The organism is Paracoccus benzoatiresistens, assembly GCF_026913015.1.
Lineage (GTDB): Bacteria > Pseudomonadota > Alphaproteobacteria > Rhodobacterales > Rhodobacteraceae > Paracoccus > Paracoccus benzoatiresistens.
This window is the reverse complement of the sequence record NZ_JAPTYD010000011.1, coordinates 1-21,925: the sequence shown is the minus strand read 5'-3', so window position 1 is coordinate 21,925 and position 21,925 is coordinate 1. Positions and strand designations below refer to the sequence as shown.

Below are 21,925 nucleotides of genomic sequence, written 5' to 3'. Positions count from 1 at the left end.
CCCCTTACTGGATGTTGAACACGGCCTGCTGGCTTTCGCCCGAGGATCCGGGCACCGACAGTGTATAGCGTCCGGGCGTGACGGCAACGAAGCTGATGGTCGCGGTGCCCGCATTGTCGAATTCGATGCTGTGGACGCCCATCGGGCGGATCTCGATATCGTTGATGACGATCTCGTTGATCCAGATGGCGCGGAAGAAGTCGCCGCCCGATAGCGCCAGTTCCTGGCTGCCATCGGCATTGATGGCGATGCGGTAGAAGCCGCCCGATTTCAGCGTATAGGCCCCGCCCGCCACCGGCTGGCCCGAGGCAAGCGTCAGGGGCGCAAGATCCGTGCGGTTGTCGCGCGCCATGATGCCGGAAAAGCCATAGTCGAACTTGCCCTTGGCGTCATAGGTCGCCGCAGCCTCGCCGCCCGCTTCGCCTTCCTCCTCCTCGTCCTCCTCCGCCGCCCCGGCAGGCGCGGCCTCGGCCGCGGCGGCGCCTTCGGTCGTCGCGGTGTCCTGGGCGGCCGCGGGAACGGACAGGCCGGCCATGATCATCAGGATGGTCAGCAGTCGGGTCATGAAATTTCTCCTTGTGAAACGGGTGGGCTGCGTCAGTTGGGCGCGACCACGACGCCCCAGGGCTGCTGGCCCACGGGGACGGACTTGACCACTTCCTCGGCGGCGACGTCGATCACCGACACGTCGTTCGAATTGCCATTGGTGGTGAACAGGTATTTCTCGTCCGGGGTGAAGGCCATCTGCCAGACGCGCTGCCCGACAAGCAGGTAGTCCTTGACCTCGTCCGTCTCGCCGTCGATCACCGCCACCCGGTTCGAGGGGCCGAGCGCCACGAAGACCTTCTTGCCGTCATTCGTCACGCGCACGCCCACCGGCTGGATCGCCTCGGGCAGCACGCCCGGCACCTCGAAGGTGATCTTCCTGGTGATCTGCTGGGTGGCGGGATCGATCACGCTGACGGTGCCGCCGATCTCGGCGCTGACATAAAGCTTGGTGCCGTCGTGGTTGTATTCGGCAAAGCGGGGGCGGGAATCGACCAGCACGTTGGCGACGATCTCGAAGGTTTCGGTGTCGATGAAATGCGCCATGTTGGTCGTTTCCGAGGTGTTGATGACGATCTTGCCATCCGGGCTGACGCCCATGCCCTCGGGCTCGACCCCCACGGGGATCTCGGCCAGGACCTGCTTGGTCTTCACATCGACCACGGTGACCAGGTTGTCGTCCTCGTTCGCGATATAAAGCGGATTGCCCGAAGGATGCAGCACGAACAGTTCCGGGTCGGGACCCGAAGGAAGCGTGTGCATCTCCTCCATCGTGTTCGGATCAAAGACGCGGACAAGATTGTCGTCGGACGCGCAGACGTAAAGCTCGGTCCCGTCGGGCGAGATGGTGATGCCGCGCGGGCGGTTGCCGACCGGATAGGTGCCCAGGACCTCCAGCGTCTCGCTGTCGAGGACCGTGACATCGTTGCCCTTTTCATTGCTGACGAAGACGCGGTTGGCCAACGCCGGCTCCGCCGCCAGAAGGGCCAGCGCGGGGGCGAGGGTCAGAAGATGCTTCATGGAACCTCCGGGAAGGAACATTCGGTTTCGGGACGGTCGATGCCCAGGGTGTCCAGCGCACTGGTCTGGTGCAGATACTGGTCCTGGGGACTGACCGAGGTTGTCAGCACGCCGGTCGTCAGCAGGATCGGCTGGCGGACCTGGTGGTCCCAGTCCCGCACCGTCAGCTTCTGGCCCTTGAAGCCCGCCACGTCGAACTGGTCCGACAGGATGAATTCGCGCAAGGTGGCCGGATCGGCGGACCGGGTCCGGGTCGCGGCCTCGCCCACGATCCGAAGGGCCAGCCAGGCCTGGTAATCCTCCTCGCGGATCAGGCGGTTGGCCATCTTCTCGAAGCGGTTTTGGTATTGGGTGCCGCCCCAGGCCTCCATCGCCGGGTGCCAGGTGCGCGGCACCAGACCGGCAGATCCGGCCACGGGACGCGGATCCCAGGTCAGATAGGGCAGATAGGGGGCAAAGATGTCGCTTTCGTCGGCGGCGATCAGGATGTCGTATTCCGGCGCCCGCTGCGTGAAGACCGGCATCTGCGCCTGGACCTGGACATGGCCCGAATCGGTGCTGCGGGCGCCGCCGGTATCCTCGAACACGCGCTCCTCGACAATGGTCGCGCCGAACTTGGCGGCAGAGCGCCGGTATGCGGCGGCAAGGGCCTCGTCCTCGGGGTGGCTGCCGTGGACAAGCAGCCAGTCGGGCCAGTTCTTCCACATCAGGAACTGCGCCAGGGCATCGGCCAGCATGGCATGGCTGGGCGCGACATGGATGGTATTCGCGCGGCAGTCGGCCCCGCGCAGGTTGTCGCCCCGGGCCCGGGCGTTCAGCAGCATGGCGCGGTCGCCCGCCTGGTCGGCCAGGGCCAGCGTGGTCGCGTCATCGGCCAGAACGACGACGAACTGGATGCCGTCGGCCAGGATCCTGTCCAGTTCCGCCGCGGCGGTCTCGGGGCTTGCCGTCACCTCGACGGCCTCGAAATCCTGGCCCATGAAGCGGCCGGTGGTGTCATTGTCGTCAATCGCCAGCCGCGCGCCGGCAAAGCCCAGATCCGCGACCGGCAAGTCCAGCCGGGAAATCGGCGGCGGGCCCGGCGCGTCCACGCGCAGGACTGCGGTCCGGATTTGCTGCATCCCGGGCTGCTGCTGGCCCATGACCGGCCCGGCCAGTGCGCAAGCACCAGCCACAAGTCCCATGATTGCCTTGAACATTTTTCGTCTCCCTGCCGGCATGTTGGGTCGCGGATCGGGTTGCCGCAAGACGGTTTATGTTCCCGCCCCGGTCGGGAAGATTTGGATCAGTCTTAGGTCTTATGGACGCGGGCCGCGTGCCGGGCGCATGGTCGGGCCGGGACTTGGAAGGGAAGAAAGCAGATGATGCACAGGATGCTGGGCCTGGCCGCCGCCGCGGTGCTGGCCTTCGCCGTGGGCGCCGAGGCGCACGGACCGGCGCGGCTGAAGACCGAACAGACGGTCGTTCTGGACGCCACCCCCGACGAGGTGTGGCAGGTCATCGGCAAGTTCGACGACATGAGCTGGCACCCTTATTTCGCCAGCACCGAAATCACCCCCGCGGGCGCGCCCGCCGACGTGCCCGAGGAATCGACCCGCATCCTGCATGTCAAGGCGGACAGCGGCGATCCGATCGTGACCGAAAAGCTGATGTCGCTCGACCTCGGGAAGCGGCAATACAAATACATGATCACCGATGTCGCGGTCGAGGTTCTGCCGGTGACGAACTATTCCTCGACCCTGCAGGTCAAGGACAAGGAGGGCAAGGCCGAGGTGGTCTGGAAGGGCGGCTTTTATCGCGGCTATCCGAACAACGATCCCCCGGCCGAGTTGAACGACGATGCCGCCATGGCCGCGGTGAACGATGTCTACAAGGCGGGTCTCGACGCCCTGGTCGAGCGTTTCGGCAAGGCCGAGTGAGACGCGCGGCGCTGGCGACCCTGCTGGCCGCATCCCCCGCCCTCGCGGGGGACCTGGCGTTCGTGACCAGCCAGAATGCCGAAATGGTGACGCTGGTCGACACCTCCACGGGGGAGGTCCTGGCGCAGACGCCGATCGCGGGCAAGCCCGCGCCAGTGGCCTATGATCCCGCCACGGGCCGCGCCTATGTGGTCGCGGCGGAAACGGGGCGGCTTCATGTTCTGGACGAGGCGGGCGGTCTGACGGCCAGCCGGGACCTGGGCGAAGGCGCCTTCGGCTTGGCGGCGGCGCCGCAGGGCGGGCTGTTCGTGACCGACTGGTTCGGCGCGCGGCTGCTGCACCTGGACCGGGAGCTGCAGACTGTCTGGGACGTGCCGACCGGGGCCGCGCCGGCCGGAGTGGCCGTCAGCGACGACAGCCGCCTGGTGGCGACGGCGGATCGCGACGACGACGCGGTCAGCATCTTCGACGCCGAAACGGGCGGGCTGCTGCACCGCATCAAGACGGCGGGCGCGCACCCCTTCGGAATCACCTTCCATGACGGGCGGTTCTGGACGGCGGATGTGCAGGGCGACACGGTTTCCGTGATCGATCCCGTCACGGGCAGGCTGATGGGCAGCATTCCGACCGGCAGCCATCCCTATGCCCTGGCCTTTGCCGGGGGGCGGGGTTTCGTCACGAACCAGTATGCGGGCACCCTGACGGTCTTCGATCCCCAGGACCTGCGCGTCCTGGACGAAATCCCCATCGGCGACTATCCCGAGGGCATCAGCCCCCTGCCCGGCGGCGACGCCCTTGCGGTCGCCAACTGGGATTCCGATACGCTGGTCCTCATCGATGCCGAAAGCCTGGCGATCACGGCGGAAATCGACATGCCCTCGGGCCCACGCGCCTTCGGGCAGTTCACGGGACGACAGGTGTCGCCTTGACCAGGGAGGCGCCCCCTGCGGCCTGCCAGCCCTCGATCCCACCGGGAAACCAGTGGATGGCGGTGTAACCCAGGGCCACGGCACGGCGGGCTGCATTCCAGCTCATCCAGCAATCGCTGCGGCAGAAGATCACCACCGGCGCGGCGGGATCGCCCTTTGACGCCTCGGCGAGGCCGCGCTCCAGCCGCGCCTGTTCGGCCGGGGCCAGCCTGTCATAGCCGGTGTCCCACAGCCAGACCGCACCGGGGATCGTTTCGTGCAGGGGCTCGCGCCAGATCGTGCCCTCGGGCAATCCTTCGGGCCGGGTCTTGCGGGGCAGCACATCCAGGAAGGGCACGCCCTCGGCGTGCAGACGGACCGCCTGCGCGCCGTCGATGACGGTCGCGCCCTGCAAGGTCGCGGGAACCGGGGCGCGATACGGCTCTCCGCGATAGCCGTCAGGCTCGGGGACCTGGGCGGCTGCCGGTCCGGCCAACAAAAGCGCCAGCAGGACCGCGCGGATCATTGGACAAGTTCCTTGCCATAGTCATCGACCAGGGGCACGCCGGCATCGCGCAGGATGGCGTTGATCTCGTCCTGGTGGCGGCGGATCAGGCTGTTGAGCTCCCGCTTCCATTCCTGTTCCGGCAAGCGGACGCCCATGGTGATGCGGTAGAACATCTTGGGTCCGGCTGTTTCCTTGAGCAGGGGCGTGAACTGCAGGTCAGGATCGTCCTTGACCCGCGGCCCGGCCAGGGGACCCCACACCACGGCTGCATGCAGCGTGCCATCCTTGACGCCGGCGATCAACTCTCCGACCGGATCCTCGACCCGGCGGTCGACGAACAGGTCGACGCCGCGCATGTCCTTGGCCAGCCCGGCCTGCGCCATCACCGTGGCGGGCGGCGTGCCGGCGACCACGCCGATGGGATGATCCTTCAGCGCCGGGTCGGACAGGTGGTCGATCCCGGCCAGATCGCTGTCCTTGCGGGTCACGATCCCGTAGACCGAAGTGTAGTAGTGGTTGGTGTTCTGCACCAGCTCGTCGCCTTGGGCATAGCCCATGACAACATCGCATTTCCCCTCGCGCAGCGTCTTGGCGATGAAGCCCATGCCCGAGGGAAACCAGGTATAGGTCACGGGCAGGCCCAGCCATTCACCAAAGGCCTGGGCCAGCCTGTTTTCGAACCCCGACCCGTCGCGGACCGACATCGGCGCATTGGCCGGGTCGGCGCAGACACGGAACTGCGTGGTGGACCGCAGGTCGGCCACCTGAGCCCCGGCGGGCATGGCACCCGCCAGGGCCAGGATCAGCGTCAGCTTTGAAAGCCTGCGCATCCTACATCGACATGCAGGATTCTTCCTGCGCCTTGTATTCGTCGGTCTTCTCGCCGCGTTCCGCGGGACGCCCACGACCGATCTCTCCGGTCCCATGAGCCAGCAGATAGACATAGATGTCGTCCACATAGCACCAGACGTTCTTGTTCGTCCCGAAGGCCGGCATGACCGAGTTCGTGCCCTGACGACCCGAGGCCACGACCTCCTGGAACTGGTAATAATCCATCCGCAGGACCGAGTTCTTCAGCGCGGGCGCATAGGTCGAGCCCTCGCCATCCGGCCCGTGGCAGACATGGCATTCGGCATGATAGCGGCGGAAGCCGTTGAAGGTCGCGAAATCGACGACCTTGCCGTCGATCTTGAAGGTCGGAATGCCCTCGGCATTGTACCAGCGGCCGTTTTCCTGCGTGACAGGGGTGATGTCCATGCCGTTGGGAAGGGTGGTCTGCCCCTCGGTCATCTCGACAGGGGCGTCGGTTTTTCCAGCCGCCGCTCCGGGAGTTGCCGCGGGTTCCACCGCGGCGGCCGCACCGGCGCCTGCCTCGGCCGGAGGGGGGGTCTGGGTCGTCGTATCCTGCGCCAGGGCCGTGGCGGCCAGGGACGCACCAAGGACCAGCGCCGTGAGGCTGGTGATGGCTTTCATGCTGTCATTCCTCCCAAAGTTCCGATTACCTGTCCTCTGCAGGTAGAAATCCCCCCGCAGCTTAACCACGGGGGGACCGTTTCACAGAGCAAGTTTGCGTTAGCGGGCCGAAAGTATTAGCCGCTGGTGCCACCTTCGGCAGGTGCGGGTTCAGCCTCCGGCTCGGCCGAGGCCGAGGCTTCGCCCGGCAGCTCGAACACGGTCAGCTGGCCGCCCAGTTCGGTGTAGTCCGACAGCGCGGCATAGCCGCCCACGGCGCCCAGGCCTTCGTTCGGGTTGGTCAGACCGGCTGCCAGACCGATGCCGGCCCAGCCGCCGACGCCCGACAGGACGCCGATATACTGCTTGCCGCCATGGACATAGGTCATCACGTTGCCGATGATCCCGGACGGGGTCTTGAACTTGTAGAGTTCTTTGCCCGTTTCGGCATCGACCGCCTTTAGGAAGCCTTCAAGCGTGCCATAGAAGACCACGTCGCCAGCCGTCGCCAGGGCACCGGACCAGACCGAGAACTTCTCGGGAAGGGACCACTTGATCTTGCCCTCGACGTTGTCCCAGGCGATGAAGTTGCCCATGCCGCCATGGCTTTCGGGCGCCGGATACATCGACAGGGTGGCGCCGACATAGGGCTGGCCCGCGGTATAGGCGACGCGGAACGGTTCATAGTCCATGCAGACGTGGTTCGTCGGCACGTAGAAGGTCTGCGTCTTGGGCGAATAGGCCGCCGGCTGCTGGTCCTTGGTGCCAAGGGCCGCGGGGCAGATGCCGGTGGTGTTCTCGTCCTCGCCGTTCTGCGCGGTCGAGAACTCGGCGACCACGGCCGGTCGGCCATAGGTTTCCGAATTCGGATCCATGTCCACGCCGGTGGTCCAGTTCACCGCCGGGTCATACTTCTCGGCCACCAGCAGTTCGCCGCTTTCGCGATCCAGCGTATAGGCCAGGCCGTTGCGGTCGAAATGGGTCAGCAGCTTGCGCGGCTGGCCGTCGATCTCCTGGTCGGTCAGGATCATCTCGTTGACGCCGTCGAAGTCCCATTCGTCATGGGGCGTCATCTGATAGAACCACTTGGCCATGCCGGTGTCGGCGTCGCGGGCCATGATGGTCATCGACCACTTGTTGTCGCCCGGCCGCTGCGACGGGTTCCAGGTCGAGGGGTTGCCGGTGCCGTAATAGATCAGGTTCAGGTCCGGATCATAGGAATACCAACCCCAGGTGGTGCCCCCGCCGATCTTCCACTGGTCGCCTTCCCAGCTGTTCAGGCTGCTGTCCTTGCCGATCGGCTTGCCAAGATGGGTGGTCTTTTCGGGATCGACCAGCATTTCCTCGTCCGGGCCAGTCGAATAGGCCTTCCACAGCTCCTTGCCGTCGGCCAGGCTATAGGCGGTGACGCGGCCGCGCACGCCGTATTCGCCGCCCGAGACGCCCACGATCACCTTGTCCTTGACCGGCAGCACGGTCGCGGTGTTCGTCTCGCCGATGGCCGGATCGCCGGTCTTGACCTGCCACTTGACCTCGCCGGTCTTGGCGTCCAGCGCGACCAGCGTGGTGTCGGCCTGGTGGGACAGGATCAGCCCGTCGGCATAGGCCACGCCGCGATACACGGTGTCGCAGCACATGACCGCGATGACTTCCGGATCCTGCTGGGGTTCGTAGCGCCAGAGGATCTTGCCGTCGTTGGCCAGATCAAGCGCGAAGATGTTGTTGGGGAAGGGCGTGTGGACATACATCACGTCGCCGATCACCAGGGGTCCGCCCTCGTGGCCGCGCAGCACCCCGGTCGAGAAGGTCCAGGCAACGCGCAGGTCGCCCACGTTGTCGCGGTTGATCTGGTCCAGTTCGGAATAACGCGTATTCGCGTAATTGCCCATCTGGATTGCCCACTGTTCCGGCTTGGCCGTTTCGGCCAGCACGCTGTCGTTGGCATAGCCCGCAGCGCCCGTCAGAAGCAGCACGGCGACCGTGCTGTTCAGCAATCTTTTCATGGATGTGTTCCTCCGCTGTTGGAAGCGGGCCACGGGTTCCTCCTCCCGTGCCGTCCGAAGGCTACTCTTTGGCGGACACCCTTTTGCGTCAATCTGCCGTTCCGGCAATTACCCCTAAAGTCTTAGGGTCAAATGCCAGAACGGTCGGGAAGGATCGGCAAGCGCCCTACAGCAGTCTTTCGGCGTGCCACATCACATGATCGGCCATGAAGCTTTGCACGAAGAAGTAGCTGTGGTCATAGCCCTGCTGCATGCGGAACTGCCCGGGCTGGCGCCGCGCCATCATGGCCTGGGCCAGGGCTTCGGGACGCAGCTTGTCCAGGAACTGGTCGGCGCTGCCCTGGTCGATCAGCACCTCGCCCGGATAGCCCCGTTCGGTCATCAGGATGGTCGCGTCATGGGCGCGCCAGCTGGACCGGTCATTGCCCAGATAGGCCGTCAGCTGCTTCTGGCCCCAGTCGGATTCCGTCGGGTTGGCAATGGGCGCGAAGGCCGAGACCGACTTGTAGCGTTCGGGATGGGTCATGGCGATGGTCAGCGCGCCATGACCGCCCATGGAATGGCCGGTGATGCCCATGGCGTCGCGGTCGATGGCGAAGTTGTTCCCCACCAGTTCGGGCAGTTCGTGGACGATGTACTGCCACATCTGGAAATGCGGGGCCCAGGGGTCCTGGGTCGCGTTGACATAGAAGCCCGCGCCCTTGCCCAGGTCATAGGCCTCGTCATCGGCCACGCCCTCGCCGCGCGGCGATGTGTCGGGGAAGATGATGGCGATGCCGGCTTCGGCGCACCACTGCTGGGCGGCGGCCTTGGTCATGGCGTTTTCATGGGTGCAGGTCAGGCCGGACAGGTACCACAGCACCGGCACGCGTTCGTTCGCCACCAGTTCCGGCATGAAGACCGCAAAGGTCATGTCGGTGCCGGTCGATTGCGAGTGATGGCGATAAACGCCCTGCGTGCCGCCGAAGCTGCGGTTTTCCGATAGGGTTTCAAGCGTCATCCGACACCTCCAGTTTCTGAAACATGACCAGCCCATCGACCGGCCCAAGCCGAGGGTGAAGAAACGCACCCGGCAGCCGGCCGACAATGGCAAATCCGGCCTTCTGCCACAAATGGAGGGCATCGGCATTGGTCGAGACGACGAAGTTGAACTGCATCGCCGCAAAGCCCTGCGCCCTGGCCCAGGATTTCGCGTGTTCCACCAAGGCGCGCGCGATCCCCTTGCCGCGTGCCTCGGGATGGGTCGCGAAGGAGGCGTTCGCCACATGCGATCCGCCGCCGGGACGATTCGCGCCGACATGGCTGGTGCCAAGGACCCGGCCGTCCCGTTCGGCGACAAAGGCGGCGAAGGGCGGCGCGAACCAGTCGGCCAGCGCGTCCGCCTGGGAAATGTCGCGCGGGATGCAATAGGTTTCCCCCGCGCGATAGACCGGCTCCAGGATCGCCCAGATGGCGTCGTGGTCGGCGGTGGTGGCGGGGCGGATGGTGACCCCGCCGGCACCTGTCATGCCAGTTCGTCCACGCTGCGGATCACGCGGCCCAGAAGGCCGTAATCCAGCGCCTCTTGCGTGTTCAGCCAGAAGTCGCGCTGCGTGTCCTTCTCGATCCGCTCGACCGGCTGGCCGGTGGCGTCGGCGAAAATCTGGTTCAGCCGGTCGCGCATCAGGCGCACCTGCTCCGCCTGGATCATCATGTCGGTCGAGGTGCCGCCAATCCCGCCCGAGGGCTGGTGGATCAGGAAGCGCGTGTTGGGCAGGCAGAAGCGGTTTTCCTTCTTGGCCGCCACGAAGATCAGCGCGCCGGCGGACGCCACCCAGCCCGACCCGATGGTGCGGACCGTCGGGCGGATGAACTTGATCACGTCATGGATCATGTCGCCCGATTCCACATGCCCGCCGGGGGACGAGATCAGCATGTTGATGGGGCGGTCCGAATCCTCGGCCAGGGCCAGCAGATGGGCCACCGTGCGCTGCGCCAGCTTGTCGTTGATCGTGCCCGCGACGATCACCGTGCGCGACTTGAAATACAGCTTGCCGATCTTGTCGCCTTCGGGAAGGCCCAGGCCGCCGTCCTTCTCGCCCTCGTGGCGCCGGTCGTCTTCTTCCGGTTCGTCGTCGTCGTCATCGTCCAGCCACTGGTGACGCATCGGCCTGCTCCTTCGTTTCAGATAGTGACGGCGGGACCAGCGGCCCCGCCGTTCTTTTACCTATGCAGGGATGAACGATCAGTAAAGGACGACCGACCGAATGCTTTCGCCCTTGTGCATCAGGTCGAAGCCCTTGTTGATGTCTTCCAGCGGCATGGTGTGGGTGATCATCGGGTCGATCTCGATCTTGCCGTCCATGTACCAGTCGACGATCTTCGGAACGTCCGTACGCCCGCGCGCCCCGCCGAAGGCCGTGCCTTTCCAGACCCGGCCGGTGACCAGCTGGAAGGGCCGCGTGCTGATCTCGGCGCCCGCCGCCGCCACGCCGATGATGACCGATTGGCCCCAGCCACGATGGGTGCATTCCAGCGCGTCGCGCATCACCTTGGTGCTGCCGGTCGCGTCGAAGGAATAATCCGCGCCGCCGATCTGGTCGAAGGGGGTCTTGGTCATCTCGACGATGTGCTGGACGATGGAGCCGTCGATTTCCTTCGGGTTGACGAAGTGGGTCATGCCGAACCGCTCGGCCATCTCCTTCTTGTCGTTGTTGAGGTCCACGCCGATGATCATGTCGGCGCCCGCCAGCCGCAGGCCTTGGATCACGTTCAGCCCGATGCCGCCCAGGCCAAAGACCACCGCCTTGGCGCCGATCTCGACCTTGGCGGTGTTGATCACCGCGCCGATTCCGGTGGTCACGCCGCAGCCGATATAGCAGATCTTGTCGAAGGGCGCGTCCTCGCGGACCTTGGCCACCGCGATTTCCGGCAGCACGGTGTAGTTCGAGAAGGTCGAGCAGCCCATGTAGTGGTGGATCGGCGTGCCATCCGGCATCGAGAAGCGGCTGGTGCCGTCCGGCATCAGGCCCTGGCCCTGCGTCGCGCGGATCCGGGTGCAAAGGTTGGTCTTGCCCGACAGGCAGGACGGGCATTCGCGGCATTCCGGGGTATAAAGCGGGATCACGTGATCCCCCGGCTTGACCGACTTGACGCCCGGGCCGACCTCGACCACGACCCCCGCGCCCTCGTGGCCCAGGATCGCCGGGAACAGGCCTTCCGGATCGTCGCCCGAGCGGGTGAATTCGTCGGTGTGGCAGATGCCGGTGGCCTTGATCTCGATCATCACCTCGCCCTCTTTCGGGCCTTCGAGGTTGACCTCCATCACTTCCAGCGGTCGGCCCGCCTCCAGGGCTACGGCGGCACGGGTTTTCATCGTCAATCTCCTATCCGTTCGGACGTTCGGTCAGCAGTCGGGGCGGTCAAAGCCACAGGGGCCGCGTGGCGGCCCCCCGGGTTGATGTTCAGGGTCGCAGCCGCCGTCAAGCGGCCAGCGCGCCCGATCGCTTGGCGACATGGGTCGCGATGGCATCCATCAGCGGCGGCGACAGGGCATCATAGGGCTCCAGCCCAAGCTCGCGCAAACGCGCCCTGATACCGTCCATCTGCGACGGATCGACACCGGATTCGATGACCGAGCTGACAAAGGCGGCGAATTCGGGGGCCGACCAGCCTTCGTCCTTTGACAATTCGGTATGCACGAAATCCAGTCCGTAGAATGGGTGGTCCTTGTTCTCGATCCGGCCATACATGTGCACGCCGCAACCCGTGCAGGCGTAACGCTGGATCGGCGCGTCCTTGTTGACGACTTGCAGCTTGTCGCCATTCTCCAGGACCTGGACCGCGTCGCGCGACACGACCGCGACCTGGCTGAAGATGGCGCCCTGGGGCTTCCAGCACTTGGTGCAGCCGCAAACGTGGTTATGCGCGGTCTGGGCGGTGATCCGCACCTTGACCGGATTGGTCGCGCATTTGCAGGTCAATGTCCCACCCGCAAAACTGGGATTTCCTTGCTTGATGCCGTTATCCACGGCGGGGTGAATCTTCACCCCCTCGGTGCTGGCCATGGTCCTTCCCTCCCGATGAACCGAACGTCCTGTCAACGTCGCGCCATCGGGAGTTTTCGGCAAGTCAGCGGAAGGTTGTAGCGAAAGCCCTCAACTGGCGGGGGTGGAGGACACGCCGACCTTGGCGGGACGCAGCAGCCGGTCATGAAGGCGGAAGCCGTTGTCCATGACCTGGATGATCTCTCCGGCGATGGTGCCGGGGACGGCGGCCTCGAACATGGCCTCGTGTTCGCTGGGGTCGAATTTGTCGCCCGGTTTGGGGGTGATCACGCTGATGCCGTGCTTGGCAAAGACGTTGGACAGTTCGCGCAACGTCAGCTCGACACCCTCGATCAGGGCGGCGGCCGCGGCGCGCTGTTCCTCGCCCGCGGCGTCCAGGGCGCGGGTCAGGGCGTCATGGACCGGCAGAAGGTCGCGGGCCAGGCGCGATCCGCCATATTGCTCGGCATCGCGGCGGTCCTTGTCGGCGCGCTTGCGGGCGTTTTCGGCATCGGCCAGGGCGCGCATGAACTTGTCGCGGAATTCGTCGCGCTCGGCCTTGAGGGCCGCGACCTCATCGGCGGGATCGGCCAGCGGATCCGCCAGGATGTCGTCAAGGGGCTGTTCGTTCTGATCGTTCATCGTGTTTTCATCCTTTCCGGCCGGACAGCACGCGCCCGACCAGCTGCGCCGTGTAATCGACAATCGGCACGATGCGGCCATAGTTCAGCCGCGTCGGTCCGATGACGCCCACCGCGCCTACAATCTTCCGGTCGGCATTCATATAGGGGGAAACGACCAGAGCGGAACCCGAAAGCGAAAAAAGCTTGTTCTCGGAGCCGATGAAAATGCGCACCCCGTCGCCCTTTTCGGCCAGTTCCAGGAACTCGACGATGTCGCGCTTGCGTTCCAAGTCGTCGAACAGCACCCGGATGCGGTCCAGATCGGCGACTTCCTGGTCCAGAAGGTTCGCGCGGCCCCGCACGATCAGGCGCGGATCCGAGGATTCGGTATCCCACAGCGCCATGCCCGACTGGACCAGCTCGGCGGCCAGCACGTCCAGTTCCTGCCGGCGGGCCGCGATCTCGCGCGCGATATGGCCGCGCAGTTCGGACAGGGTCCTGCCCTCGGCCATGGCGTTCAGGAAATTCCCGGCCTCTCGCATGGAAGACGGGGTCTGGCCCACGGGCGGGGTGAACAGGCGGTTTTCCACATGGCCGTCGGCAAAGACCAGCACCACCAGCGCCCGATCGACGCCGAGGCTCACGAACTCGATGTGCCGGATCGGCGCCTCGTGCTTGGGCATCAGCACCAGCGAGGCGCCGCGCGTGATCGAGGAAAGCGCCGTGCTGACCCGGTCCAGCAACACGCCCGTGTCGGGATCGTCATTGCCCAGCGTCTGGTCGATGGCCGCCCGGTCGGTCGTGTTGACAGTGTCCACCTCCATCATGGCGTCCACGAACAGCCGCAACCCCTGCTGCGAGGGCATCCGCCCGGCCGAGACATGCGGGCTGTCCAGAAGGCCCATCAGCTCCAGATCCTGCATGACGTTGCGCACGGTGGCCGCGCTCAGCTTTTCGGACAAGGCGCGGGTCAGCGTGCGCGAGCCGACCGGTTCGCCTGTTTCCAGATAGGTTTCGACCACGCGGCGGAAGATTTCGCGCGAACGGTCGTTCAGGTCCTGCAGCAGCGTGTTCTGGTCCATGTCCCTCGAAGGGTTGCGTGATGGGCCGCTGGGGCGGTATGGGGCTGCGATCTTCACGAAAAGGAATGACCATGCGCCCGTCTGGCCGGAATCTAAGCCAAATGCGTCCGATTTCAATCGAAACCGGCGTGATGGCCCATGCCGAAGGGTCGTGCCTGATCCGCGTCGGCAATACCCATGTGCTGTGCACCGCTTCGCTGGAGGAAACGCCGCCGCGCTTCCTGAAGGGCACCGGCCTTGGCTGGGTCACGGCGGAATACGGGATGCTGCCGCGCGCCACGAACACCCGCAACCGGCGCGAGGCGGCCCAGGGCAAGCAGTCGGGCCGCACCCAGGAAATCCAGCGCCTGATCGGGCGCAGCCTGCGCGCTGGCGTGGACCGGGTCGCCCTGGGCGAACGCCAGATCACCATCGACTGCGACGTGATCCAGGCCGATGGCGGCACCCGCTGCGCCTCGATCACCGGGGGATGGGTCGCGCTGCGGCTGGCGGTCAACAAGCTGCTGAAGGCGGGCGCGATCACCGCCGATCCGATCATGGACCACGTGGCCGCCGTTTCCTGCGGCATCTATGCGGGCCAGGCGGTGCTGGATCTGGACTATGCCGAGGACAGCGAGGCCGGCACGGACGGCAATTTCGTGCTGACCGGCGCGGGCCGGCTGATCGAGGTGCAGATGTCGGCGGAAGGCGCGACGTTCTCGCGCGACCAGATGGGCCAGTTGCTGGACCTGGCCGAGGCCGGCATGGCCGACCTGGTCACTGCGCAAAAGGCCGCCGTGGCATGAGGAAATTCGACGGCACGCGCCTGCTGGTCGCCACCCACAACGCCGGCAAGCTGGCCGAGATGCGCGCCCTGCTGGCCCCCTACGGCGTCGAGGTCGTGGGCGCCGCCGAGGCGGGCCTGGCCGAGCCGGTGGAGACCGAGACCACCTTTGTCGGCAACGCCCGCATCAAGGCCCGCGCCGCCGTCGAGGCGACCGGCCTGCCCGCCCTGTCGGACGACAGCGGCATCTGCGTCGATGCGCTGGACGGCGCGCCGGGCGTCCATACCGCCGACTGGGCGGAAACCGGCAATGGCCGCGACTTCCGGATGGCGATGCAGCGCACCTGGGACGAACTGGAAGCGAAGGGCGCCCCCGCCCCCCGCAGCGCCGAGTTCCGTTGCACGCTGGTGCTGATGTGGCCCGACGGCCATGACGAGGTCTTCGAGGGAGTCCTGCCCGGCCAGGTCGTCTGGCCCCCGCGTGGGGTTGAAGGCCATGGCTATGACCCCATCTTCATGCCCGACGGGCACGATGTGACCCTTGGGGAGATGTCCCCCGACATGAAGAACAGCCTCAGCCACCGGGCGCGGGCGGTGGAGCAGATGATAAGGGGCAGCTTTGCATAGGATCTCGACCGGATCGCCCTTCGAGGCGACCATGGGCTACAGCCGCGCGGTGGTGAAGGGCGACTGGTGCTTCGTGTCCGGCACCACCGGATACGACTATGCCACCATGACGATGCCCGACGATCCCTGCGAACAGGCCAGGAATTGCTTCCGCACGATCTTCGCTACCTTGGCCCAGGCGGGCTTCGCGCCGGCCGACATCGTCCGGGTGCAATACACCGTCACCGACGCCGCCCTTGTCGAGGCGATCACCCCGGCCCTTGGCGAGGCCCTGGGCGAGATCTGCCCCGCCGCCACCATGGTCATCGCGGGCCTGATCCGGCCCGAGATGAAGGTCGAGATCGAAGCCACGGCGATGCGCGCATGATGATGCCGGGGCAGGACAGCTTCGTGGATGCGGACTGGCGGGCGGGGGGCTTCGGCCTTTACGTCCACTGGCCCTTCTGCGCGGCCAAGTGCCCGTATTGCGACTTCAACAGCCATGTGGTGGCGGGGGTGGACCAGTCCCGCTGGGCCGCCGCGCTGTCGTCCGAGATCGCCCGGCTGGCACAGGAACTGCCCGGCCGTCACCTGGGCAGCATCTTCTTTGGCGGCGGCACCCCGTCGCTGATGGAGCCGGAAACCGTTGATGCCGTGCTGCGCGCTGCCCGCGCCGCTTGGGGTTTCACCAACGATATCGAGATCACGCTGGAGGCGAATCCCACCAGCGTGGAACGCACCCGCTTCCAGGGCTTTGCCCAAGCCGGCGTTAACCGCCTGTCCATGGGCATCCAGGCGCTGAACGACACCGACCTGCGCCGCCTTGGCCGGATGCATTCCGTGGCCGAGGCGCGGGCGGCCTTCGACGTGGCGCGTGCCTCGTTCGACCGGGTCAGCTTCGACCTGATCTATGCGCGCCAAGGCCAGACGCCCGAGGCCTGGCGGGCGGAACTGGCCGAGGCGCTGGCGATGGCCGTGGATCACCTGTCGCTTTACCAGCTGACCATCGAGCCCGGCACCGCCTTTGGCGCCCGTGCGGCCGCGGGCAAACTGCGCGACCTGCCCGACGACGATCTGGCCGCCGATATGTATCTGGAAACCCAGGACCTCTGCGAGGCGGCGGGGATGGCGGGATACGAGACCTCGAACCACGCCCGCCCCGGTTCGGCAAGCCGTCACAACCTGGTCTATTGGCGGCAGGGCGATTGGGTGGCGGTCGGCCCCGGCGCGCATGGCCGGATCACGCTGCCGTCCGGGCGTTACGCCACCGAGGCGCATCGCGCGCCCGGCGAATGGCTGCGTGCCGTCGAGGCGCAGGGAACAGGGGAATCGCTGCGCGCGTTGGTCCCTCTGGATGAACAGGCAACCGAATACCTGCTGATGTCTTTGCGACTGACCGAGGGGCTGGATCTGGCCCGTTATGCCCGTCTGGCCGGCGGCCCGCTGGACGGGGACGCCATTGCAAGGCTGACGGATCTGGGCATGGTCGAATGCCGGGACGGCCGCTTGCGCACCACTCGCGACGGCAGGCCCCTGCTGAACGCCATCCTTCGCGAACTGGCGGCCTGACCCATGCGGCGGCGGCTGTGGTATGTCCTTGGCATGGTTGCGCTGGCACTGGGCATTATCGGGATCGCCCTGCCCGTCGTGCCGACCGTGCCTTTCCTGCTGCTCGCCGCCGCTGCCTTCGCCCGCAGCAGCCCCCGGCTGGAGCGGCGGATCATGAACCATCCTACCTATGGCCCCCCTGTCCGGGCCTGGCGCGAACGCGGCGCCATCGGCCGCCTGGCGAAAGTCTGGGCGACCTTGGCCATGGCCTGCGGCGTGGGCTTCAGCCTGGTCGCCGGGATGCCCCTGTGGGTGGTGGCGACGCAGGCGATGGTCTGCACCGCAATCGCCGCCTTTGTGGTGACGCGCCCCGAGGTTTGAAGGTGATGCCATGACCCGCCTGCCCTTCGCCGAACAGATCTCGGGCCTGGGGGCCGTGGATCTGGCGCGCCGCCTGGTCGGTGCGCGGCTTCTGGTGCGCGGCACGGGCGGAACCATCATCGAAACCGAGGCCTATGGCCGCGACGATCCGGCATCCCACAGCTTTCGCGGCCCCACGGCGCGCAATGCCGCGATGTTCGGACCGGCAGGACATGCCTATGTCTACCGGTCCTATGGCATCCACCTGTGCTTCAACGTGGTCGCCCGCCCCGGAGAGGCGGTGCTGATCCGGGCCTTGGCCCCCACGACGGGCATCGACCTGATGAAGATGCGGCGGGGCAGCGCCCCCTTGTGCAGCGGACCGGGGCGGCTGACGCAGGCGCTTGGCATCCGCCCCGAGGACGACGGCGCCCCTTTCGACACGACGGATCTGTCCATCACCCTGTCCGCCGCCAGGCCCGACCTGCTGGTCGGCCCCCGGATCGGCATCAGCAGGGCGCAGGATCTGCCCTGGCGTTTTGGCCTTGCCGGTGCGTCCGGCCTCAGCCGCCCCTTTCCCCCGCAGCCGATCAGGCAGTAAGGGGCCGTTCCACCAACGTCAGGGCATCATCGGCCAGCGGACGCTGCAAGGCCTGGGCGACGGGCCAGTCGGCGGTCATCCAGGTCTTGATATCCTCGGGGCTGGTCAGGATCACCGGCATGGCCTTGGGATGGATCGGCTTCACGACCGCATTCGGCTCGCAGGTGAGAAAGGCGAAAAGCTGATGCTCGCCCGGGCGCGGGGTCTTCATCGATCCCCGCGTGCCGTGCCAGGGGGTCCAGATTCCGGCGAAGAAGAACAAGGGCTGCGTCTCGTCCGTTGCAAACCAGTACAGCGGCTTGCGCTTCGTGACCGGGTCGGGCTTTTGCCCGTATTCCGAAAAGGCTGTCGCGGGCACCAGGCAGCGGTTCTCGACTCCCAGCCAGCGCCGCCAATGCGGGCTTCGGGTGTTGCGGATATTGGTGACGCCGGTATCGGGCGCGTCCTTCGTCTTCAGGAATTGCGGCGGCGTCGGCATCCCCCAGGTCAGCCGGGCCAGTTCGCAGCCTTCGGGCGTGTTGCGCACGACCGGCGCCTCTCGGTCGGGATAGATGTCCAGGCTGGGTTCCAGATTGCCCAGGCTGTCGCGCATGACCCCCGCGATGTCGCGGATTGCCTGCTGGTTGGTCGTCAGGTTATACAGGTTGCACATCGGCCCCATCCGTCCTTGGTCACGGCCCAACGCGGCACGTCGGGGATGCGTGCCGCCCAAGGACCCCCGGGGTCAATCCGAGGACTGGACGCTTTCCAGATCCGCGTTGATCTCGCAGCGCAGGCCTTGGGGCGCATAGTCGGTCGCCACCTCGCAATCGATGGTCCCTGACAGGCCGGCCCCGATCAGGCGCGAACCCGATCCGAAGGTTTCCGGCTGCGATATCAGGGGGCCTCCTTCCTCGGCCCAGGTCAGGACGAACCGCTCACCTTTCTGGGGCGATCTGAGGGTTTTCCAGGCGATGCGGACGACCCCGGCGTCATTGGACAGCGCGCCATATTTGGCGGCATTGGTCGAAAGCTCATGCAGGATCAGTGCCAGGGACAGGGCCGGGCGGGACGCGATGGCCAGCGCGGGACCCTCGATCCGGAAGCGTGTCTCGCTGCCATGGTCGTGCAGGCTGAGGGTCCTGTGGACGATTTCATCCACCGTGGTGCTGTTGGTGCGTCCCTCCATCAGGATGTCATGGGCGCCCGAGAGAACCCGGATCCGTTCGCTCAGCACCTTGGCGGCAGAGGCGAGGTCGTCGGCGGACCGCAGCGTCTGGTTGACGATCGCCTGGATCATGGCCAGCTGGTTCTTCATCCGGTGGCTCAACTCGCCCAGCAGCATCTGCCGCCGCTGGTCCTCGTCCACCCGTTCGGTGACATCGATGGCCTGCACGAAGATGCCGTTGATCGCCTCGGAGTCGCCCCGGATCGGGTGATACAGGAAATCCACGAAATGCTGCCTGGCGACCGCGCGGGGGTGGGTTTGCAAGATGACGGGGACATGGCGGCCCACATGCGATTCGCCCGTCCGGTAGACCCGGTCCAGGATGTCGATGAAGCCCTGGGCCACCACCTCGGGCATGGCCGCGCGCACGGGTTTCCCGATGACGTCGCGATTGCCGACAAGGCGGAGGTAGTCGGTATTGGCGAAGCGGAAGATGTGGTCGGGCCCGCTGAGAAGTGCGACCGCGCCAAGCGCCACCTCGAAGATCTGCAGGAAACCGCTGCGCTCGACCCGCTGCGCGTCGCGAAGGGCGACCACCGGGGTGGTTTCGGTGCAGGGGCAGAACATGCCCAGGACGGCGCCCGAGCGGTCCCGCACGGGCGTATAGGAAAAGGCGAAGTTCGTCCTTTCGGGATAGCCGTTGCGGTGCATCGTGAACTCGATGTCGTCCATCGAGGTGCTCTTGCCCTCATAGGCGGCGGTGATGATCGGCCCGACCTGGTCCCAGATGTCGAACCACAGCTCCTTGAAGGGCCGGCCAAGGGCGGCGGGATGGCGCTGCCCGCACATGGCGGCATAGCCATCGTTGTAGAGCGTGATCTGCTGTGGTCCCCAGACGATCAGCATCGGCTGGGCCGAGGCCAGCGCGATCCCCACCAGCGCGGCCAGTTCGGCCGGCCAGGCCGACGGAGGTCCAAGCGGATTCCGGGCCCAGTCGAGCCCGCGCAGCAGCGCACCGCATTCTCCGCCGCCTTGCAAGATCGGCTCTTTTCCGGGGTCCGTCATATCCATGATGAAAACTTGAAGGTATTTGTTTCCTAACCGGGCTTCGAGCGAACCGCCACTAACTTTTCCCCTCGGCGACGGCTGGCGGCGTGCCGCCTGCAGGTGCCCGCGCGTCAGGACCGTTGCCCCGCAATCTGCCGATAACACCGATGTCAGGGAACGGATGGTGCGGGCATCCCGTTGTGTCTTGCCGGCTACCGGGGGGACGACATGCCCGACGATCAGAAAACGGAAACCCTTCCGATCATCGAGGAGACGGTGTCTCTGACAAGCCAGAAGGTCGCCACCGGCCGGGTGAGAATCGCCACCCGGACCGAATCCGTCGAACAGATCCTTCCCGCCCAGCTGTCCAGTGTGGACGTGGAGGTGGCCAGGGTTCCGGTCGGTCGCAAGATCGACGCGGTGCCCGAGATCCGGACCGAGGGAGAGCTGACCATCATCCCCGTGGTGGAGGAACGGCTTGTCGTGACGCGGGAACTGTATCTTCGCGAGGAAGTTCATGTTCGCCGCGTCGAGAAAACGGAAACCATCGAGATACCGACGACCACCCGTCGCCAGACCGTCGAGATCGACCGTCTTCCGCCCCGGGGCGAAGATGCCGATCCGGCCCAATCCCACAACAAGGACGATCAAGATGACCTATGACAACGAAGTCGGCACCACTGCGGGGACGACCTCCGTTTCGGCTCTCTTTGACAGCCAGGCAGATGCGCAGCGTGCCGTGGATCAGCTTGTGCAGGCAGGCATCCCCTCGGCCAGCATCCGGATGGTCGCGGGCGGCTCGGGCACGGGCACGGGCACCACGAGCGTCGGCACCGAAGATCGTGACAAGGGCTTCTGGGACAGCCTTGGCGACTTCTTCTTCCCCGACGAGGACCGCTATACCTATGCCGAGGGCCTGTCGCGCGGCGGCTATCTGGTGACAGTGACCGGCCTTGCCGCCTCGCAATACGAGACCGCCCTGGACATCCTGGACGACGAAGGCAGCGTCAACCTTGACGAGCGCGAGCAAAGCTGGCGTTCCGAAGGCTGGGGCGGCTACGAGGCAAGCTCCTATGCAACCCGGGTGGGCCAAGCCGGCGGCACGACGACCGCGGGCTATGAAGGGGCGGGCCTGCAGACGGGCGGCGATGTCACGCGCGACTATGACACCGCCCGTGCCGGCACCGAGGAAACGATCCCCGTGATCGAGGAACGCCTGCGGGTCGGCAAGCGCGAAGCCGCCCATGGCCGGGTCCGCGTCCGGGCCTATACGGTCGAGCAGCCGGTCAACGAAAGCGTCGAACTGCGCGAGGAGCGCGTCGAGATCGAGCGCCGCCCGGTGGACCGCGCCGTCGATGCGGGGGACGTGGCCTTCCAGGACCGCACGCTGGAGGCCGAGGAGTATCGCGAGGAAGCCGTGGTCCAGAAGGAAGCCCGCGTGGTCGAGGAAATCGGCCTGCGCAAGACCAGCGACACCCACCGCGAGACGATCTCGGACACCGTGCGCCGCACCGAGGTGGAGGTTGAGGACGACCGGACCGACCTCAACCGGACCGATCTTTCGGGAAGGACCGATCTGGATCGTGACCGGACGTAAGACGGTTCTTGGCACAATCCCTGATCCCCGCGCATCGCGCGGGGATTTTTCATGGCCGAAGGCGGTTTTCCCGGAGTGGTTCGGTCGGCAGACCGCGCCGCCCTATCCCATCACCCGTGCCAGCGCGGTGTCGATGGCATCGGTGATGCGGTCGATGTCGGCGGGGGTGG

General features: G+C 66.1%; 26 protein-coding genes and 1 pseudogene. 11 read left to right on the top strand and 16 right to left on the bottom strand.

The features are described 5' to 3' along the window. Window positions 1-4: 4 nt before the first annotated feature. Genes OU682_RS10215 through OU682_RS10205 form a run of 3 tightly spaced genes read right to left on the bottom strand, consistent with a single transcriptional unit; the run spans window position 5 to window position 2,708 of the window. A complete protein-coding gene (locus tag OU682_RS10215) occupies window positions 5-565 on the bottom strand; it encodes a cupredoxin domain-containing protein (protein WP_268942007.1) in 561 nt (186 codons plus the stop codon). Between the two features lie 32 nt (window positions 566-597). Then, the gene (locus tag OU682_RS10210; protein ID WP_268942006.1) at window positions 598-1,566 is read right to left on the bottom strand and encodes a YVTN family beta-propeller repeat protein; all 969 of its coding nucleotides are present in this window, start codon (window positions 1,564-1,566) and stop codon (window positions 598-600) included. Continuing rightward, the gene (locus OU682_RS10205) at window positions 1,563-2,708 is read right to left on the bottom strand and encodes a lanthanide ABC transporter ABC transporter substrate-binding protein PedA1 (RefSeq protein ID WP_371832232.1); all 1,146 of its coding nucleotides are present in this window, start codon (window positions 2,706-2,708) and stop codon (window positions 1,563-1,565) included. Before OU682_RS10205 ends, OU682_RS10210 begins: the two co-directional genes overlap by 4 nt. A 222-nt stretch (window positions 2,709-2,930) precedes the next feature. Here OU682_RS10205 and OU682_RS10200 point away from each other — a divergent pair, with 222 nt between their 5' ends. Together OU682_RS10200 and OU682_RS10195 are read left to right on the top strand one after the other, a co-directional pair. Beyond that, window positions 2,931-3,485, top strand: coding sequence for an SRPBCC family protein (locus tag OU682_RS10200; protein WP_268942074.1), 555 nt, complete (start codon window positions 2,931-2,933; stop codon window positions 3,483-3,485). Continuing rightward, entirely contained in the window at window positions 3,482-4,414 is a 933-nt protein-coding gene (locus tag OU682_RS10195) for a YncE family protein (protein ID WP_268942004.1), read from the top strand. Before OU682_RS10200 ends, OU682_RS10195 begins: the two co-directional genes overlap by 4 nt. Here the strand turns inward: OU682_RS10195 and OU682_RS10190 are convergent. The 11 genes and pseudogenes from OU682_RS10190 to hrcA all read right to left on the bottom strand — a co-directional run bounded on the left by OU682_RS10190 (window position 4,389) and on the right by hrcA (window position 14,086). Beyond that, on the bottom strand, window positions 4,389-4,919 hold the full coding sequence (locus tag OU682_RS10190) for a PQQ-dependent catabolism-associated CXXCW motif protein (RefSeq protein WP_268942003.1): 531 nt from the start codon (window positions 4,917-4,919) through the stop codon (window positions 4,389-4,391). The genes OU682_RS10195 and OU682_RS10190 overlap by 26 nt on opposite strands. After that, the gene (locus OU682_RS10185) at window positions 4,916-5,731 is read right to left on the bottom strand and encodes a substrate-binding domain-containing protein (protein WP_268942002.1); all 816 of its coding nucleotides are present in this window, start codon (window positions 5,729-5,731) and stop codon (window positions 4,916-4,918) included. The genes OU682_RS10190 and OU682_RS10185 overlap by 4 nt, the downstream gene beginning before the upstream one ends. 1 nt (window position 5,732) lies before the next feature. Further along, window positions 5,733-6,374, bottom strand: coding sequence for a c-type cytochrome, methanol metabolism-related (locus tag OU682_RS10180; RefSeq protein ID WP_268942001.1), 642 nt, complete (start codon window positions 6,372-6,374; stop codon window positions 5,733-5,735). Window positions 6,375-6,559: 185 nt separating this feature from the next. Further along, window positions 6,560-8,356 (bottom strand): annotated as a pseudogene (locus tag OU682_RS10175) (methanol/ethanol family PQQ-dependent dehydrogenase); the annotation flags it as partial. 166 nt (window positions 8,357-8,522) lie between these two features. Continuing rightward, the gene (gene fghA, locus OU682_RS10170) at window positions 8,523-9,356 is read right to left on the bottom strand and encodes an S-formylglutathione hydrolase (protein ID WP_268941999.1); all 834 of its coding nucleotides are present in this window, start codon (window positions 9,354-9,356) and stop codon (window positions 8,523-8,525) included. Then, a complete protein-coding gene (locus tag OU682_RS10165) occupies window positions 9,346-9,864 on the bottom strand; it encodes a GNAT family N-acetyltransferase (RefSeq protein ID WP_268941997.1) in 519 nt (172 codons plus the stop codon). The genes fghA and OU682_RS10165 overlap by 11 nt, the downstream gene beginning before the upstream one ends. Beyond that, the gene (locus OU682_RS10160) at window positions 9,861-10,502 is read right to left on the bottom strand and encodes an ATP-dependent Clp protease proteolytic subunit (RefSeq protein ID WP_268941995.1); all 642 of its coding nucleotides are present in this window, start codon (window positions 10,500-10,502) and stop codon (window positions 9,861-9,863) included. The genes OU682_RS10165 and OU682_RS10160 overlap by 4 nt, the downstream gene beginning before the upstream one ends. Before the next feature lie 78 nt (window positions 10,503-10,580). Next, window positions 10,581-11,711, bottom strand: a complete 1,131-nt coding sequence (locus tag OU682_RS10155) for an S-(hydroxymethyl)glutathione dehydrogenase/class III alcohol dehydrogenase (protein ID WP_268941993.1) — start codon at window positions 11,709-11,711, stop codon at window positions 10,581-10,583. A gap of 106 nt (window positions 11,712-11,817) precedes the next feature. Continuing rightward, window positions 11,818-12,402, bottom strand: coding sequence for an S-(hydroxymethyl)glutathione synthase (gene gfa / locus OU682_RS10150; RefSeq protein WP_268941992.1), 585 nt, complete (start codon window positions 12,400-12,402; stop codon window positions 11,818-11,820). A 90-nt stretch (window positions 12,403-12,492) separates the two neighbouring features. Then, entirely contained in the window at window positions 12,493-13,023 is a 531-nt protein-coding gene (locus OU682_RS10145; protein WP_268941990.1) for a nucleotide exchange factor GrpE, read from the bottom strand. A gap of 7 nt (window positions 13,024-13,030) precedes the next feature. Next, on the bottom strand, window positions 13,031-14,086 hold the full coding sequence (gene hrcA, locus OU682_RS10140; RefSeq protein ID WP_268941989.1) for a heat-inducible transcriptional repressor HrcA: 1,056 nt from the start codon (window positions 14,084-14,086) through the stop codon (window positions 13,031-13,033). 71 nt (window positions 14,087-14,157) lie between these two features. Here hrcA and rph point away from each other — a divergent pair, with 71 nt between their 5' ends. From rph to OU682_RS10110, 6 genes are read left to right on the top strand one after another with little or no spacing between them, the layout of a single operon-like run. After that, complete coding sequence (gene rph / locus OU682_RS10135; RefSeq protein ID WP_268941988.1) at window positions 14,158-14,871, top strand: ribonuclease PH; 714 nt, start codon at window positions 14,158-14,160, stop codon at window positions 14,869-14,871. Further along, a complete protein-coding gene (rdgB, locus tag OU682_RS10130) occupies window positions 14,868-15,476 on the top strand; it encodes an RdgB/HAM1 family non-canonical purine NTP pyrophosphatase (protein ID WP_268941987.1) in 609 nt (202 codons plus the stop codon). Before rph ends, rdgB begins: the two co-directional genes overlap by 4 nt. Next, entirely contained in the window at window positions 15,469-15,843 is a 375-nt protein-coding gene (locus tag OU682_RS10125; RefSeq protein WP_268941986.1) for a RidA family protein, read from the top strand. The genes rdgB and OU682_RS10125 overlap by 8 nt, the downstream gene beginning before the upstream one ends. Beyond that, window positions 15,840-17,024 (top strand): radical SAM family heme chaperone HemW, encoded by a 1,185-nt coding sequence (gene hemW, locus OU682_RS10120; RefSeq protein WP_371832230.1) that lies wholly within the window; start codon window positions 15,840-15,842, stop codon window positions 17,022-17,024. The genes OU682_RS10125 and hemW overlap by 4 nt, the downstream gene beginning before the upstream one ends. 3 nt (window positions 17,025-17,027) lie before the next feature. Beyond that, window positions 17,028-17,384: a YbaN family protein gene (locus OU682_RS10115; RefSeq protein WP_268941985.1), complete on the top strand. Its 357-nt coding sequence runs from the start codon at window positions 17,028-17,030 to the stop codon at window positions 17,382-17,384. 10 nt (window positions 17,385-17,394) lie between these two features. After that, on the top strand, window positions 17,395-17,964 hold the full coding sequence (locus tag OU682_RS10110) for a DNA-3-methyladenine glycosylase (protein ID WP_268941984.1): 570 nt from the start codon (window positions 17,395-17,397) through the stop codon (window positions 17,962-17,964). On the opposite strand, the gene OU682_RS10105 is transcribed toward OU682_RS10110, so the two are convergent. Both OU682_RS10105 and OU682_RS10100 read right to left on the bottom strand, forming a co-directional pair. Continuing rightward, window positions 17,954-18,616: an SOS response-associated peptidase gene (locus OU682_RS10105; RefSeq protein WP_268941983.1), complete on the bottom strand. Its 663-nt coding sequence runs from the start codon at window positions 18,614-18,616 to the stop codon at window positions 17,954-17,956. The two genes, OU682_RS10110 and OU682_RS10105, sit on opposite strands and share 11 nt — an antisense overlap. A 72-nt stretch (window positions 18,617-18,688) precedes the next feature. Continuing rightward, entirely contained in the window at window positions 18,689-20,182 is a 1,494-nt protein-coding gene (locus OU682_RS10100) for an HWE histidine kinase domain-containing protein (protein WP_268941982.1), read from the bottom strand. A 204-nt stretch (window positions 20,183-20,386) separates the two neighbouring features. Between OU682_RS10100 and OU682_RS10095 the strand changes: the two genes are divergently transcribed. The 3 genes from OU682_RS10095 to OU682_RS10085 form a co-directional block, all read left to right on the top strand. Beyond that, window positions 20,387-20,821: a YsnF/AvaK domain-containing protein gene (locus OU682_RS10095; protein ID WP_268941981.1), complete on the top strand. Its 435-nt coding sequence runs from the start codon at window positions 20,387-20,389 to the stop codon at window positions 20,819-20,821. Continuing rightward, on the top strand, window positions 20,811-21,755 hold the full coding sequence (locus OU682_RS10090) for a YsnF/AvaK domain-containing protein (RefSeq protein WP_268941980.1): 945 nt from the start codon (window positions 20,811-20,813) through the stop codon (window positions 21,753-21,755). Before OU682_RS10095 ends, OU682_RS10090 begins: the two co-directional genes overlap by 11 nt. Continuing rightward, window positions 21,742-21,925: hypothetical protein (locus tag OU682_RS10085; protein WP_268941979.1), on the top strand; the 184-nt coding region annotated here is incomplete at its 3' end. The genes OU682_RS10090 and OU682_RS10085, both read left to right, overlap by 14 nt.